The following is a 15103-nucleotide window of genomic DNA, read 5'->3' as shown; positions in this document are numbered from 1 at the left end:
GAGTTTTGGGTGTGGTTCTCAACGTCATTTTAACCAAAGGTAAAAAATCTTAATTTAACCCTTGAGCAAATTAAGATTTTTTAAACCGTGGTTGTGAACTATTTATTAACTGAATTATTTTCAGTTATAGTGTTCTCTTCAGGATCATTTTTTGGGGTGGGATTTTGTTCTTCTGTTTCTGAAGCTTTTTCTTCAATTTTTGGAGTCTCTTTTTTTCCCAATACTTCAGTTTTATCCTTCTCTTTATCGTAAGGCCTTTTTCCGAAGATGGTTTCAAGGTCATCTTTAAAGATCACCTCTTTATCAAGCAATATGTCTGCTAATTGTCCCAACTTATCCTTGTGCTCGGTTAGTAGATCTATAGCGCGCTTATATTGGGTTTCAATTAAATTTGAAATCTCTTTATCAATAAGTTCAGATGTACTTTCACTATAAGGCTTGGTGAAATTATATTCACTCTGGCCAGAAGAATCGTAATAAGTAAGATTCCCAACTTTATCATTTAAACCATATATGGTAACCATTGCTTTGGCTTGCTTGGTCACCTTTTCAAGGTCACTTAAGGCCCCGGTTGAAATTTTATCAAAAACAACTTTCTCAGCGGCACGGCCACCAAGGGCAGCACACATTTCATCCAGCATTTGTTCCGGTCTTACAATAAGACGCTCTTCTGGTAAATACCAGGCGGCACCAAGTGATTGTCCACGAGGAACAATAGTTACTTTTACCAATGGCGCAGCGTGCTCTAACATCCAGCTTACAGTCGCGTGGCCGGCTTCGTGATAGGCAATTGCTTTTTTCTCGTCTGGAGTAATAATCTTGTTCTTTTTCTCAAGTCCGCCAACAATACGGTCTACGGCATCAAGGAAATCCTGTTTTCCAACAGCTTTATTGCCTTTACGAGCTGCAATTAGCGCAGCCTCGTTACAAACATTGGCAATATCAGCTCCCGAAAATCCAGGGGTTTGTTTTGCTAAAAATTCAGTATCAAGTTCTTCTGCTACTTTTTTAAGTGGTTTCAGGTGAACTTCAAAAATTTCTTTTCTTTCATTTAAATCGGGAAGATCAACATAAATTTGTCGGTCAAATCTTCCGGCACGCATTAAAGCTTTATCCAATACATCAGCCCGGTTGGTTGCGGCTACCACAATTACATTGGTATTTGTACCAAAACCGTCCATTTCAGTCAATAACTGGTTTAAGGTATTTTCACGTTCATCGTTAGAACCTGAGAAATTACTTTTTCCACGGGCACGGCCAATAGCGTCAATTTCATCAATAAATATGATAGAAGGTGATTTCTCTTTGGCTTGCTTAAATAAGTCACGAACCCTGGAAGCACCAACTCCTACAAACATCTCTACAAAATCTGATCCTGAAAGTGAAAAGAAAGGCACTTTAGCTTCTCCTGCAACAGCTTTAGCCAGTAAAGTTTTACCGGTTCCGGGAGGGCCTACAAGTAAGGCTCCTTTAGGAATTTTACCACCTAAGGAAGTATATTTATCGGGATGTTTAAGGAAATCTACAATCTCCTGAACTTCTTCTTTTGCGCCTTCTAAACCGGCCACATCTTTAAAAGAAGTTTTTACATCGGTATTCTGATCAAATAGTTTTGCTTTGGATTTCCCGATATTGAAAATTTGGCCTCCTGCACCGCCACCGGCACCTGAGCTCATTTTTTTCATTATAAAAATCCAAACTCCAATAATTAGGATGAATGGAAGTAAGGCCCAGAAAATTTCACTCATTACGTTACTTTGCGTATCGTAAACAACAGTAGTATCCAGGTTATTTTTAGCTTTTATTTCCTTGATATCGTCTTCAAGGTTTTGCAAATCACCAAACTCAAAACTATAAGCCGGGGTTTCACCACCGGTGTTAAAAAGCTCGGGATCGTTAGCTGTTTTATGAATGTCTTTTCGTGCTGCCTCCTCGGTAAGATAAACCTTAGCTTGTTTTCGGTTTACAATCTCTACCTTTTTTACGTCACCGTCCCGAAGGTAAGATAGAAATTCAGCCGGATTGGTTTGAGCCGGTTCACTAAAACCGCCTCCGCTAAAGAAATTGATTCCGATAAATATAATAATTATAGCGGCATAGATCCAGTAAGCATTAAACTTAGGCTTCTTTGGATCTGTATTTTTTTTGGGTTGCTGTTTCGCCATTCTTGGTAATTCTAAATTAAATAATTAATAATTGGTTTCTATGGAAGTGATTTTTGCATCACCCCAAAGACTTTCAATATCGTAAAACTCTCTAATATGTTTTTGAAAAACGTGAACAACCACGTTTACATAATCTAAAAGCACCCATTCTGCATTTTCTCCGCCTTCTACGTGCCAGGGTTTATCTTTAAGAGCCTTACTTACAGTTTTTTGTATGGAATTCACAATGGCGTTTACCTGTGTGTTGGAAGTTCCGTTGCAAATTATAAAATAATCACATACGGTGTTTTCTATTTGTCTAAGGTCAAGGATGTCAATGTCGTTACCTTTTACCTCTTCAATTCCTTTAATTATATGCGCAATAAGTTGATCGTTGTTCGCTTCTTTTTTTGCCATTAAAATTAATTATTTTCGCAAAGTTATTACTTTTTAGCTGTTTATAGGCTTAGTTTACATAACATTTAACGCCCGTTTCATTTCTTACTATTAGTATGCGTATAATCAAAGTTAATGCCACCAATTCCACCAACGAATTTGCCCGGGAACTATACCGCGGTAAAACCTCCTTCGAACCAATATGTGTGGTAGCCCACGAGCAAACTAAAGGTCGCGGCCAACGTGGTTCCGGCTGGATTTCAAATGTGGGGGAGAACCTTACTTTTAGCGTTTTATATCCTAAAATAAAGGTTGGTGTAAACCATCAGTTTTTGATGAGTGCCACCGTTTCCCTGGCAATTATTGAAGTGCTAAACAAATTTAATGTGCCTGCGTTAAAAGTAAAATGGCCTAACGACATAATGTCAGCACGCTATAAAATTAGTGGAATTCTTATTGAAAACATCCTGAAAAATAATGAAATAGCTGCCTCTATAATTGGAGTGGGATTAAATGTGAATCAAACTGAATTTCCCGATCTTCCGCAGGCTTCTTCGCTAAAACTGGTAACCGGAGTTCATTTTAATCTGGATGAATTATTAAAAAGAATTACCGATGAATTTGAAGAAAAATTAACCCAAATAAATGCTGAAGAAGAAACTTCAATTTTAGAGAGATATGCAAAGAATATGTTTAGACGGGATGTGGTGTCTACTTTTCAACTGCCAGATGACAAGTATCTCACCGGAATTATTCGGGGTGTCACCACTTCCGGAAGATTGAATTTAGAAATAGAAGATTCGGTTTTTAAAACCTTTGATTTAAAAGAAATTAAATTAATGTATTAAAAAACTGTTTGAATGCTTTATCTCCGTCAACCTGAACTTGTTTCAGGTTCTACGTCGAATAAAAAAACATTCAAACAGTTTTTAAATTTTAAAGCTTCCCAATATTTTCGGCTAAAGTATTTATGAATTTGGTTAATGGTTTTTTAACCAACATAGCCATCATCGCATTAAACTCACCGTTGAATGCCATTTGCACTTCACTCTGGTTGTCATTTAAAGCCGAAATATGCGCTTTTAATTTAAAATCAAATTTATCTGAGGTAGAAGCCAAAATAACCAATTCCGGTTCTATGGTTTCCTGGATTTGTAATTTTATTACGGGCATTCCTTTAAGGCCAAACACAAAGGTTTTTTCATCCCTAACTTCAAATACTTCTTGGCTCTCAGGCATTAATTGTTCATAATTTTCAACCTTGGTTAAAAAATTGAACATTTCCTGCTGACTTTTATCAGCGGTAACTTTTGGGCTTTCTATATTCATTATTTATTTTTTCCAGTTTGCGGGATCTTGACGCCATTCTCTTAAAATACCGGCTTCAGTTGCATTAATATAATTGGTGCGTTGTGCGGTTTCCAATAAAAAATCGTAATCGCTAAGCGTATGTAATTCTATTCCTTCTTTTTCAAAGTTTTCATCGGCGGTTTTAAAACCGTAAGTAAAGATTGCCAACATTCCTTTTACATTGGCTTTAGCTTCTTTTAGAGCTTTTACCGCGTTTAAACTGCTGTTTCCGGTGCTAATTAAATCTTCAATTACTACCACGGTCTGGCCTTCAGAGAGATTGCCTTCAATCTGGTTTTTTCGTCCGTGGCTTTTGGCTTCAGGTCTTACATAAATAAAGGGAAGACTTAAGATCTCTGCTACGAGCATACCAATTCCAATGGCACCGGTGGCTACCCCTGCAATAACATCGGGTTTACCATAAAGTTCTTCAATTTGTCTTGCAAACTGTTCCCTTAAGTGATTTCTAATTGGCGGATAGGAGAGAACTATTCGGTTATCGCAATAGATTGGCGACATCCAACCACTGGCCCATGTAAAAGGTTCTTGTGCATCTAATTTTATTGCTTTAATTTGCAATAGCAGTTCAGCGGTTGTTCTGGCTGTTTCTTTATTTAAAATCATACTGCAAATGTATAAAGTTTTTGTAAATGATGTTCCCTTAATTCTCTCTACGAAGAAAGATTTAGGTGAAAATTATGTATCGCTGCCTATTAAAAAAGTTAGAATTAAGCGAATAATTAAAAAAATTAGCAATGGCGAGCTGCTTTATGTGAATCTTTATCACGAAAAAGAAGAAAAACTACTGAAACATTTGTTTAAAAAGCTACGCGTGGTTACTGCCGCCGGCGGAATGGTACTCAACGATAAAGACGAAATTCTATTCATTTATCGAAAAAAACGCTGGGATCTTCCCAAGGGAAAAACCGAAAAGAACGAATCTATTGAAGCTTCGGCAATTAGAGAAGTTGAGGAGGAAACCGGTGTTGAAGGTTTAAAAGTGACTAAATTTTTACAGAAAACTTATCATATATTTAAACGAAAGGGTCGTTACCGGCTTAAGGTTACCCATTGGTATGAGATGCGGACTTCCTACGAAGGGGAATTGCGCCCCGAAACCAAAGAAGGTATTGAAAAAGCTAAATGGAAAGATTTGAAAAAGAGCCAAAAGGCACTTCAAAAATCTTATGCGAATATTAAACTTCTTTTTTCTGAAAAATACTTAGCGCGGCATTCTGAAGATAGGGTAGCGTAAATGGGCATCTTCGTAATGTTTAGATTGTTTGTGCAGCCAGGCTAACTGTTTATAGTAGCTGTTTGAAAATTCTGCATCATTGCGTTTCTTTTCTTCAAACTGTTCTTTTAATTCCGGGTTTTCTTCTAGCATTTGCTTGGCTATATCTTCAAATACGTAGGGCGAAAAACCTTCTTTTTGCTGAAGAACACTATCAAAGAAATTCCAGTTAAAGAAAGAATCCGGTGCTTCTGGTTCTAAAGTTTCAATTAAATATCGTGCACCATCCTGAAAGGTTTTTACCACAAAATCTCCTTTTCTAAATCTTACCGAATCCATCTTTTTTGAAATTTTCGTTTCACTGTGCATGTAATGACCTTCGTAAGCTTGATCGAGGGTTTCAAAATCTTCTATTCTATAAGTTTCAACATATAGTGTGGTGTCGCGCTGTAAAGGTTCCATTTTAATTTTATTCAACTTTAGAAGGTCGGTAAGATGCCACCATCCCTGAGGTACAATATAGGCGCGTGGAATTTCAATTGTATCTTCGGCCACAAAATTATTATAGTAGTCTATTTCTTTATTAAATGGTTTGCTGCTATCATATTTTAAGCGTTCGCCCCCGGTAACTTCACTGGCTATCATTTCGCCTTCGTAACCTTTAAAATTCCTCTTGCTGGGATTTTCTATATCGGGTTTATAATTAATCGGATACCAGCGCTCTGTCAGGTATTTTCTTGAAGCCCTGTTGCGAATATCTTTCATTCGTTCCCTATCTTTTTCAGCAATACCAATCATACTGCGCATCAATTCATAGGTGCCTTTTACACGCTTCGGGTAAGGTTTTAGCATATGCGTTTCTACCATCATTCCAATAGTGTTCCAGAGCGTTGTATAACCAGTAGAATAGCGCGGATGATCATTAAACTGAGAAAACCCCTCTTCAGGCACTTCATTAAAAACATTCACATAAGGCGTGATGTCCCAGTCTTTTTTAGCGAGTGAATCCTCGAGCGCAGGCATAATTTGTTCGTTTAAATAAGACCCGAGTTCGCCGCCAAGTTTATTGTGTTGCGTAAAAAGATGCGTGAGTGTATATTGATAATCGGCGCCATTACTAACGTGATTATCAATAAAGATATCTGGTTTTACGTGGTGAAAAATCTCGTAAAAACTTCGAGTGTTTCGGGTATCGGCTTTTATAAAATCTCGGTTTAGATCGTAGTTCCTGGCATTTCCTCTAAATCCATATTCGGAAGGTCCGTTTTGATTGGTCCGGCTAGTGGAATTTCGGTTTAAAGCGCCTCCAATATTATAAATAGGAATTGTTGCTAGAACGGTATTTTGTGGAGCTTTAATAGAATCTCCCGCTAAATCTCTAAAAAGCATCATTGTAGCATCTATACCATCGCTTTCCCCGGGATGAATTCCGTTATTTATAAGAATTATACTATTTTTCTCCCTCAATTCTTCAAAATCAAAATCTTCGTTAGGACTGTAAATGGCAAGATGAAGGGGTTTGCCACTGTCAGTTTTACCAAATTCCTCCAATTTTATTTTGCCCGAACTTTCGGCAAGTTGGCTGTAAAAATCAATAACTTCTTCATAAGTACCGGTTTCTTTCCCATCACTTTTCTCAAAACGGGTTTCCAGATCATAATCAGTAACCAGTTGATATTTTTCTAAATCGCAGGAAATCAGCGAAAGTAGCCCCAAACTCAAAACGAGAATTTTTTTCATAGTATCCTTAGCAATTGAAAGCATAAACTTAACTAAAACCCGCCTAGCCACCAAAAAACTTAGGCTAATTGGCTCATGTTAAAGTAAACCTAATCTGCTTAAAAAACTTTTCAGCCGAAATATTAAAGGCTAATTTTAAACTAAAATGCTGAAATTATGAAAAAGCTTACTACAATTATAGGCATTTCTCTTTCTTTCTGCTTAGCCATTACGTCTCAGGCTCAAGTAAATACTGATCTTAGTGAAGAAAAGAAAAATGAATTGGCTCAACAGCCAGCAAATATTGTGCAAACTGAAATTGGTGAACTTAGGTTAGTACCACCTTTTTCTTCAGAATCTGTTACAAAGGAAAGTGAAGTTATTGGTTGGGGAGACAAAAAACCAGAGGCTCCTGCCGGATTTAAAGTGACAAAATTCGCAGAGAACTTAAAGCACCCGCGAAGGACTTATATTGCGCCCAATGGAGATATTTTTGTGGTGGAATCTAATACCGAAAACAGCGCAGACAGGATTACCTTAATTCGAGATAAGGATGGAGACGGTACCCCAGACTATCAGGATGTTTTTATGGAAGATTTAAACCAACCTTACGGAATGTTGATTTTGGATAATTATTTTTATGTTGCCAATACCGACGGACTTTACAGATATCCATATACCGAAGGTGATACTAAAATTGAAGCCGCAGGAGAGAAAATCCTCAGTCTTCCAGCTGGTGGTTACAATAATCATTGGACGCGGAATTTAATTGCCAATAATGATGGAAGCAAAATCTATGTTTCTGTAGGTTCTGCCAGCAATGTTGGTGAATATGGTATGGAAAAAGAAGAAGGACGTGCCGCCATTCTTGAAATTAATCCTGACGGTAGCGGTGAGAAAATTTATGCAGCTGGATTAAGAAATCCCGTTGGAATGGATTGGAATCCTGTAACCGGTGAACTTTGGACCGCCGTAAATGAGCGTGATAAAATTGGTAATAATTTAGTTCCAGATTATATTACGAGCGTAAAGGAAAACGGGTGGTATGGCTGGCCTTATTCTTATTACGGGCAAATTCAGGATCCACGATGGGCTGAAGATCCGCATATGGAATTAGTTGAAAAAGCAATTGTGCCAGATGTTCCCGTTGGACCGCATACAGCTTCTTTAGGATTGGCTTTTTATACCAAAGACAAATTCCCTAAAAAATATAAAAATGGCGCTTTTGTAGGGCAACACGGTTCCTGGAATCGAGCGAATTTTTCCGGGTACAAAATTCTATTTGTACCTTTTGATGAAAACGGAAAACCCGGCCAGCCGGAAGATTTTCTTACCGGATTTATAGCTGATGAAGCCGAAAGTAAGGTTTATGGAAGACCCGTAGGAGTGAGCGTTACTCCAGATGGAGCTCTTTTAGTAAATGACGACGATGCAAACATAATCTGGAAAGTTTCAGCCGAATAAAAAAATAAAATATTGGAAAAAAAATTATTGGCGCTTTTGTGCCTACTCTACGTTGGAAACCTGTTTTCTCAGGAAAATCAATTTAAAATATTAAATTCAAATACTACTGAACCCTTAGAAAATGTTAGCATATACAAAGCTTCAAACCTGGTCGCAGTTTCAGATGAAGAAGGAAATTTTAGTCTAAATTCAGAAGAATTACCAGGAAATTTTCAAATTTCCGCGCTTGGCTTTGAAACTTTAGAAATTGAACTGCAAATTTCAACCTCTCCTCAGGAAATATATATGAGTCCGACTTCGGAAGCGCTTTCAGAAGTTGTGGTGCGAAGTACGATGATACCTAAAACACTCAGAAAAGTTCCTGCGGCGGTCAATTTAATTACAGAAACTGATTTTAATCGAACCGATGCTACGAACATTCTGGAAACTTTTAATAATGTTCCCGGCATGTATGTTAATCAGGGTGCATTAAATACTAATAAGATTAATATTCGTGGTATTGGCGCTCGTTCTCAATACAGCACCAATAGAATCCAGGCTTATTTTGACGGAATTCCCTTAACCACCGCTGAGGGGGAACTGACTTTAGACGATTTTGACCAGGAAAGCCTGGGTAGAATTGAAGTGATTAAAGGCCCTACCTCGAGTATTTATGGCGCCGGGCTAGGTGGTTCTATCAATTTATATTCAAAAGAACACGAAAGGGAAGAAGCCCGACTAACTGCAAAAACTCAGTTCGGAAGTTTTAATACCCAAAAACAGGTTTATCAAGCGTCAAATACCACTGAAAATTCCGCACTGTTTGCAACCTTCAGCAACTTAACTAGCGATGGATACCGTGATAATGGAAGTTATGACAGGAAATCGGCTTTAGTTAATGGAAGTTTAAAAACGAGCGAAAACGGTAGCTTATCTTACCTGGCAAATTTTACCCGGTTAAAGGCTTTTATTCCGAGTTCTTTGAATGAAGATGATTTCTTAAATAATCCCGAAACTGCCGCTTTTACCTGGGGGCAATCTCAGGGATATGAGTCTTATGATCGTGGAATGCTCGGCGGTTCTTATACACATTCGCTTTTTGATAATTTTAGTAATACCACCAGTATATTTCTAAGTTTTAGGGATGCTTATGAGCCGCGACCTTTTAATATTTTAAAGGAAGAGCGTGTTTCTACCGGGGTTCGCACAAAATTTAATCTGGAGGCCCAGATTTTCGAAACTCCTTCAGAAATAAGTTTTGGAACCGAATATTATAATGAATGGTACGAAACGGGAACTTTTCAGAATTTATATGAGGAATTCCCCAATGAAGGCAGTGTACTCGGCGAACGATTAAGTAATAACGAACAGGATCGTAATTACGCTAATTTCTTTGCGCAGATTAATTTTGATTTTACCGAAAAATGGAACCTGGAAGCCGGTTTTAACCTGAATACTACAAAGTATAGTTTAACCGATCTTTATACTCAAGACGAAGTAGATCAGACCGGAGATTATAGTTTTGATACGGTGTTTTCGCCTCGAATTGGAACGAGTTATGAAATTGGTGCCGGGAAGAATATTTTTGCTTCCATAAGCCACGGATTTTCAACACCCACGGTTGCTGAAACTTTAACTCCGGATGGCCAAATAAACACCAATCTTGAGCCGGAAACAGGAATTAATTATGAAGCCGGATTTAAAGGAAACTGGCTCCAAAATAAACTGTATACCGAAATTTCGGTTTTTTCCATTCAGATAGAAAATTTACTGGTTGCACAACGTGTGGCAGAAGATCAATATGTTGGAATAAATGCAGGAAAAACTAATCATAACGGAATTGAGTTTTTAACGAATTACCGTTTTTTAGTAGGTCCTGATATTTCAATTAAACCTTATATCAACGGCGCCATAAACTTTTTTGAGTTCGATGAATTTATAAATAATGACGAAGATTTCTCTGGAAACGAACTGCCGGGAGTACCGAAATATACTATGAATCTGGGAGTAGATATTCAAAGCGAATCCGGTTTTGAATTCTACGGAAACTATAGAAATGTTGGGGAAATTCCTTTGGATGATGCTAACTCGGGTTATACCGATCAGTACAGTCTTTTAAATTTTAAAGCAGGATATACTTTTAATGTATTTCAGGATTTAAACTTGAATTTATACGGCGGTATCAATAATGCTCTGGATGAGCATTATGCGGCAAGCGTCTTAACCAACGCCGTTGGGTTTGGAGGCGCTGCACCACGTTCTTATTACCCCGGCAATCCAAGAAATTACTATGGTGGCGTTCAGCTGAGTTATATTTTTTAGAAATTAAAAGCTAATGTCATAGCGAGTGAAGTAATGAGTGTGGCGATCTTTTGATTAGCGAGAAAGTTTTTAAAGAAATCGAACGAATCAAGAACAGATTGCCACGTCGGCAAATGCCTCTTCTCAATGACGGTGTTTTTAGATTCCCCTTTTCCGGGCTTGGGAGCTTTTATTTTCTCACCACATCTGGCACCATAAACTCATAATCACCATTATTGCGAATAACATCCCGCACAACAGTGGAAGAAATATGACTTTTCCCTGAAGAAGTGATAAAAAATAAGGTGTCTATACCGCTCATTTTGTAGTTGGTTTGTCCAATGGCTTTCTCAAATTCCAGGTCCTGCGCATTTCGCAAACCACGAAGGAGGAATTCTGCATTTTGTTCTTTGCAGAAATCTACGGTAAGTCCTTTATAAGTGGTGACTTTTATTTTAGGTTCATCTTTAAAAGTTTCTTTTAAAAAACGAAGCCGTTCTTCCAGCGAGAACATATATTTTTTATCGGAATTTGTACCAATAGCCAGAATAATTTCATCAAAAAGTGGAAGCGCCCTTTCAATGATATCGGTGTGGCCTAAAGTAATGGGATCAAAAGATCCCGGAAATACTGCTTTTTTCATAAAAATTATTTTATCATTTCCGCACTTCGCCGCCTCAGCATAAACTCCGGCGGAAATCTAATTTAGTCAATATTCGGTAATTTTGTTTAAGTTCCCGTCGTCAATTCGAGTAGGCCGAAGGGAGAATTGGCAGTGTTAATACCAAACCTGTTCTCGATACGGTTTTTTAAAGCTACCGCCTTAAAAAAATCTACTCGAACTGACGGTGGAGTCAATTTGAGATTAACCCCTCCGCTTATCGGCTTCTCCCCTTTGAAAAAAGGAAGGAACTTTAAAACTTTTTGCATATAGGAATCTTTGATTTCGTATAGTAGCATAAAATTCCCCCTCCGGGAGGTTAGGGGGCTTTCAACGCCGTTTCAATTGCACTTCCATAAAGGTCGGTTAAACTAATGCCGGCGGCTTCAGCTTGTTGAGGTAAAATACTGGCCTGGCTTAATCCCGGGGTGGTATTCATTTCAATAAAATGGGGTTCACCATTATGGAAAATAAATTCAGATCGGGTAAATCCGCGCATTTTCAGTTTCTGGTATATCAACTTTGCAATTTCCTGGACTTGTTTGGTTTTTTCTTCAGAAATATTCGCCGGTGTTATCTCCTGAGATTTTCCTAAGTATTTAGCTTCGTAATCAAAGAATTCATTTTCAGAAATAATTTCGGTGACTGGAAGCGCCTTTACTTTTCCTTTATAGGTGATCACCCCTACGGAAACCTCGGTGCCATCAAGAAAAGATTCAATAATTACTTCGTCATCTTCCTTAAAAGCAGTTTTTGTGGCGGGAATAAGTTCTTCTTCAATTTTAACTTTGGTGATCCCAAAACTACTGCCGGCTCGATTGGCCTTTACAAAACACGGCAAACCAACTTTGGCAATTATTTCTTCAGCATTTACTTTATCCTCTTTATTCAGAAAATAATTCGTCGCGGTTTTTATTCCGTAGGGTTTTAAAACGCTTATAAGATCTCGTTTGTTAAAAGTTAAGGCCGCCTGGTAATATCCACAGGTGGTTTGCGGGATTCCCACCAATTCCAGGTAAGCCTGCAGTAAGCCGTTTTCTCCCGGCGTACCGTGAATGGTATTGAACACACAATCGAAAGAAATAGTTTTACCACCCATTTTTACCGTAAAATCATTTTTATTGATCGGGTAGGGCATATCATCATCGGCTATTACCACCCATTCTTTTTGTAAAATATGTACGCGATAAGGCTCATATAAATCTCGGTTTAAATGTTTGTAAACCATATTTCCGCTATTGATGGAAATATGATACTCACTGGAAAAGCCGCCCATGGCGATGGCAATTTTTTTCTTCATTTCTCCGTTATCAGTTGTCAGTTATCTGTTTTCGGTTATCAGTTTTTCAGCTATTTGTTCCGGATATAAAGCGCTCTGAGAACTCAAAACCGGGAACCCATAACTGGTAGAACAAATCTACAAACAATCTGCCACCAAAAGCAGGGGTTTTATATCTTTGCTGCTTAGAAACAAATGTATGGGATTCTTTAAATTTATTTTCAGCAAAACATTTTTAATTCAATTAGTGATTGCTGCAATTTTAGTAATAGTAATCGCCTTTTTAGCTTTAAAATGGCTGGATTACTCTACAAATCAGGATCAGCGTATTGCTGTTCCAGACCTGTCTAAACAGTCTTTAGATGTGGTAGATGATAAACTTGCTGCGCTCGATCTAAGATTTGAGATCCTCGATTCGGCGAATTTCAACCCCGATTTTCCTCGATATTCGGTAATAGAACAGGTGCCGGAACCGGGACAATTTGTAAAAGAAAACAGAAAGATTTACCTGACTTTAAATCCGTCCGGTTACCGAAAAGTAATGATTCCCGATTTGATTAGAAGAACCCGAAGACAGGCCGAACCTACGCTGAGATCTTTAGGTTTTGAAATTGGTGATATTAGCTATAAACCAGATATTGCTGAAGATGCCGTCCTGGAGTTAAGGCATAAAGGCCAGAAACTGGAGCCGGGAGATGAACTGATGAAAACTTCTAAAATTGATCTTGTTTTGGGCGATGGCTCTGGCAGGTACAGAATGGAAGGCGAAGAAGAACAGGATAGTATAATTCCTGAAGAGGAAGAAATTGAATTTTAATGAAGGAAGACGAACAACACGAAATAGAAGAACAGGACGAAACTTTATACGAACATCATAAATTTGAAGCCGGTCCCGGCCAAAGCCCATTGCGGGTAGATAAATTCTTAATGAATTTTATTGAAAACGCGACCCGGAATAAAATCCAGAAAGCCGCGAAAACCGGTAATATCTACGTTAACGAAGAAAAGGTAAAACAAAATTATAAGGTAAAAGCCGGCGATGTGGTGCAGGTAATGTTTGAGCATCCGCCTTATGAGTTTTTACTAACCCCGGAAAATATTCCTTTGGATATAGTTTACGAAGACGATACGTTGTTGGTAGTAAACAAACCTGCCGGAATGGTAGTGCATCCCGGCCACGGAAATTACAGCGGTACTCTTATAAATGCTTTAATCTATCATTTTGAAAACCTTCCCAATAATTCCAGTGACCGCCCCGGATTGGTTCATAGAATAGATAAAGACACCAGCGGACTCTTAGTTATCGCCAAAACCGAAGAAGCGATGGCACATCTTTCAAAACAGTTTTTCGATAAAACCAGTGAGCGGGAGTACGTGGCTTTGGTTTGGGGAAATGTTGAAGAAGACGAGGGAAAGGTAGAAGGTAATATTGGTCGCCATCCCAAAAATCGCTTACAGAACACTGTTTACGAAGGCGACGATGCCGAAAAAGGAAAACCAGCCGTTACCCATTACAAAGTCTTAGAACGTTTCGGTTATGTAACGCTGGTTTCCTGTAAACTGGAAACCGGAAGAACACACCAGATTCGTGTGCATATGAAGCATATTGGTCATACACTTTTTAACGACGAACGCTACGGTGGCGAAAGGATTTTGAAGGGAACAACCTTTAGCAAATACAAACAATTTGTAGATAATTGCTTTAAGATATTGCCCCGCCAGGCACTTCATGCCAAAACACTTGGATTTATTCATCCAAAAACCGGGGAAGCGATGAGTTTTAATACCGAAATACCGGAAGATATCCAGGCCTGCATCGAGAAATGGCGCAATTACGCCAAAAACCAGAAGGAGGTTTTGTAAGGGATTTTAGTTATCTTTAATAGAAAGATTTTTACAATGGAAAATTTACATTTAAAGATTAACGATAGGCAGGCTTACAAAGATCTGATGCAATTTTTGGAGAAATACAGTAAACAGGAATTGGAAATTATTTCAGTAACCGATTTCAAAAAGCAAAAAGAAGAACTAGATAAGGAGCTGGAAGCAATTGATAATGGAGACTCCGATTTAATGGATATCGATGAATATGATAGCTATCTGGAAAAGGTAATAAATGAATATGAAGATTAAATTATCTTCAAAATTCAGGAATAAACTTGAGCGTCAGGTAATATATATTGCTAAGGATAAACCTGGAGCGGCCAGGAAATTCAAAACCGACTTATTAACTGAAATTCGAAAAATTTCAGCCCATCCTTATTCTTTTCGGCAATCGATATATTTTGAAAATGAAAATATACGTGAAATGATTTTCAAAGGATATGTAATCATTTTCCAGATAGATTCTGAAAAGAAAATAATTTTGATTTTCTCTCTTTTCAAACACGAAGATTTCCCTCAATAAATTGTTTTAAAAACAATCCAAAAGCTCCTCCCCTTATTTTCAAGCTACCGTGTGTACACATCTTTTGCCAGTTCTAACCCTTCCATAATATAGTTGAACCTTTCCATTCCTCTTTTTAGAACGATTACTCCAGGTGGACCTTGAGATTGATACCCTTTCCATCCACCAA

Annotated in this window: 15 protein-coding genes; 8 read left to right on the top strand and 7 right to left on the bottom strand. The window is 38.0% G+C overall.

The window, feature by feature from the left end:
- Window positions 1-98 precede the first annotated feature (98 nt).
- Both ftsH and rsfS read right to left on the bottom strand, forming a co-directional pair.
- Entirely contained in the window at window positions 99-2165 is a 2067-nt protein-coding gene (ftsH, locus tag LB465_RS07770; RefSeq protein ID WP_224468935.1) for an ATP-dependent zinc metalloprotease FtsH, read from the bottom strand.
- Between the two features lie 24 nt (window positions 2166-2189).
- On the bottom strand, window positions 2190-2561 hold the full coding sequence (gene rsfS, locus LB465_RS07765; protein ID WP_075326231.1) for a ribosome silencing factor: 372 nt from the start codon (window positions 2559-2561) through the stop codon (window positions 2190-2192).
- 95 nt (window positions 2562-2656) lie between these two features.
- On the opposite strand from rsfS, the gene LB465_RS07760 reads away from it, so the two are divergent.
- Window positions 2657-3388 (top strand): biotin--[acetyl-CoA-carboxylase] ligase, encoded by a 732-nt coding sequence (locus tag LB465_RS07760; RefSeq protein ID WP_224468933.1) that lies wholly within the window; start codon window positions 2657-2659, stop codon window positions 3386-3388.
- Window positions 3389-3476: 88 nt separating this feature from the next.
- On the opposite strand, the gene LB465_RS07755 is transcribed toward LB465_RS07760, so the two are convergent.
- Together LB465_RS07755 and pyrE are read right to left on the bottom strand one after the other, a co-directional pair.
- Window positions 3477-3869, bottom strand: coding sequence for an SRPBCC family protein (locus tag LB465_RS07755; protein WP_224468931.1), 393 nt, complete (start codon window positions 3867-3869; stop codon window positions 3477-3479).
- A 3-nt stretch (window positions 3870-3872) separates the two neighbouring features.
- Window positions 3873-4514, bottom strand: coding sequence for an orotate phosphoribosyltransferase (gene pyrE / locus LB465_RS07750; protein ID WP_224468927.1), 642 nt, complete (start codon window positions 4512-4514; stop codon window positions 3873-3875).
- Between the two features lie 7 nt (window positions 4515-4521).
- Between pyrE and LB465_RS07745 the strand changes: the two genes are divergently transcribed.
- A complete protein-coding gene (locus LB465_RS07745; protein ID WP_224468924.1) occupies window positions 4522-5145 on the top strand; it encodes an NUDIX hydrolase in 624 nt (207 codons plus the stop codon).
- Here the strand turns inward: LB465_RS07745 and LB465_RS07740 are convergent.
- Window positions 5113-6864, bottom strand: a complete 1752-nt coding sequence (locus LB465_RS07740; RefSeq protein ID WP_224468922.1) for a M14 family metallopeptidase — start codon at window positions 6862-6864, stop codon at window positions 5113-5115. The genes LB465_RS07745 and LB465_RS07740 overlap by 33 nt on opposite strands.
- A gap of 156 nt (window positions 6865-7020) precedes the next feature.
- Between LB465_RS07740 and LB465_RS07735 the strand changes: the two genes are divergently transcribed.
- Both LB465_RS07735 and LB465_RS07730 read left to right on the top strand, forming a co-directional pair.
- Complete coding sequence (locus tag LB465_RS07735; RefSeq protein WP_224468920.1) at window positions 7021-8307, top strand: PQQ-dependent sugar dehydrogenase; 1287 nt, start codon at window positions 7021-7023, stop codon at window positions 8305-8307.
- A 12-nt stretch (window positions 8308-8319) separates the two neighbouring features.
- Window positions 8320-10608 carry a TonB-dependent receptor gene (locus LB465_RS07730; RefSeq protein WP_224468917.1) on the top strand — a complete coding sequence of 763 codons (2289 nt, stop codon included), beginning with the start codon at window positions 8320-8322 and terminating at the stop codon, window positions 10606-10608.
- Between the two features lie 169 nt (window positions 10609-10777).
- Here LB465_RS07730 and coaD read toward each other — a convergent pair whose 3' ends face one another.
- Entirely contained in the window at window positions 10778-11230 is a 453-nt protein-coding gene (gene coaD / locus LB465_RS07725) for a pantetheine-phosphate adenylyltransferase (RefSeq protein WP_224468915.1), read from the bottom strand.
- A gap of 337 nt (window positions 11231-11567) precedes the next feature.
- Window positions 11568-12548 (bottom strand): D-alanine--D-alanine ligase, encoded by a 981-nt coding sequence (locus tag LB465_RS07720; RefSeq protein WP_224468912.1) that lies wholly within the window; start codon window positions 12546-12548, stop codon window positions 11568-11570.
- Between the two features lie 178 nt (window positions 12549-12726).
- Between LB465_RS07720 and LB465_RS07715 the strand changes: the two genes are divergently transcribed.
- Genes LB465_RS07715 through LB465_RS07700 form a run of 4 tightly spaced genes read left to right on the top strand, consistent with a single transcriptional unit; the run spans window position 12727 to window position 14934 of the window.
- Window positions 12727-13344 (top strand): PASTA domain-containing protein, encoded by a 618-nt coding sequence (locus LB465_RS07715; RefSeq protein ID WP_224468910.1) that lies wholly within the window; start codon window positions 12727-12729, stop codon window positions 13342-13344.
- Window positions 13344-14390, top strand: a complete 1047-nt coding sequence (locus LB465_RS07710) for an RluA family pseudouridine synthase (RefSeq protein ID WP_224468908.1) — start codon at window positions 13344-13346, stop codon at window positions 14388-14390. Before LB465_RS07715 ends, LB465_RS07710 begins: the two co-directional genes overlap by 1 nt.
- 36 nt (window positions 14391-14426) lie before the next feature.
- Entirely contained in the window at window positions 14427-14660 is a 234-nt protein-coding gene (locus LB465_RS07705; RefSeq protein WP_224468905.1) for a hypothetical protein, read from the top strand.
- Complete coding sequence (locus LB465_RS07700) at window positions 14650-14934, top strand: type II toxin-antitoxin system RelE/ParE family toxin (RefSeq protein ID WP_224468903.1); 285 nt, start codon at window positions 14650-14652, stop codon at window positions 14932-14934. The genes LB465_RS07705 and LB465_RS07700 overlap by 11 nt, the downstream gene beginning before the upstream one ends.
- The last annotated feature ends 169 nt before the right edge of the window (window positions 14935-15103 follow it).

The organism is Salegentibacter lacus, assembly GCF_020164555.1.
Taxonomy (GTDB): domain Bacteria; phylum Bacteroidota; class Bacteroidia; order Flavobacteriales; family Flavobacteriaceae; genus Salegentibacter; species Salegentibacter lacus.
This window is presented reverse-complemented; position numbering and strand designations above follow the sequence as displayed.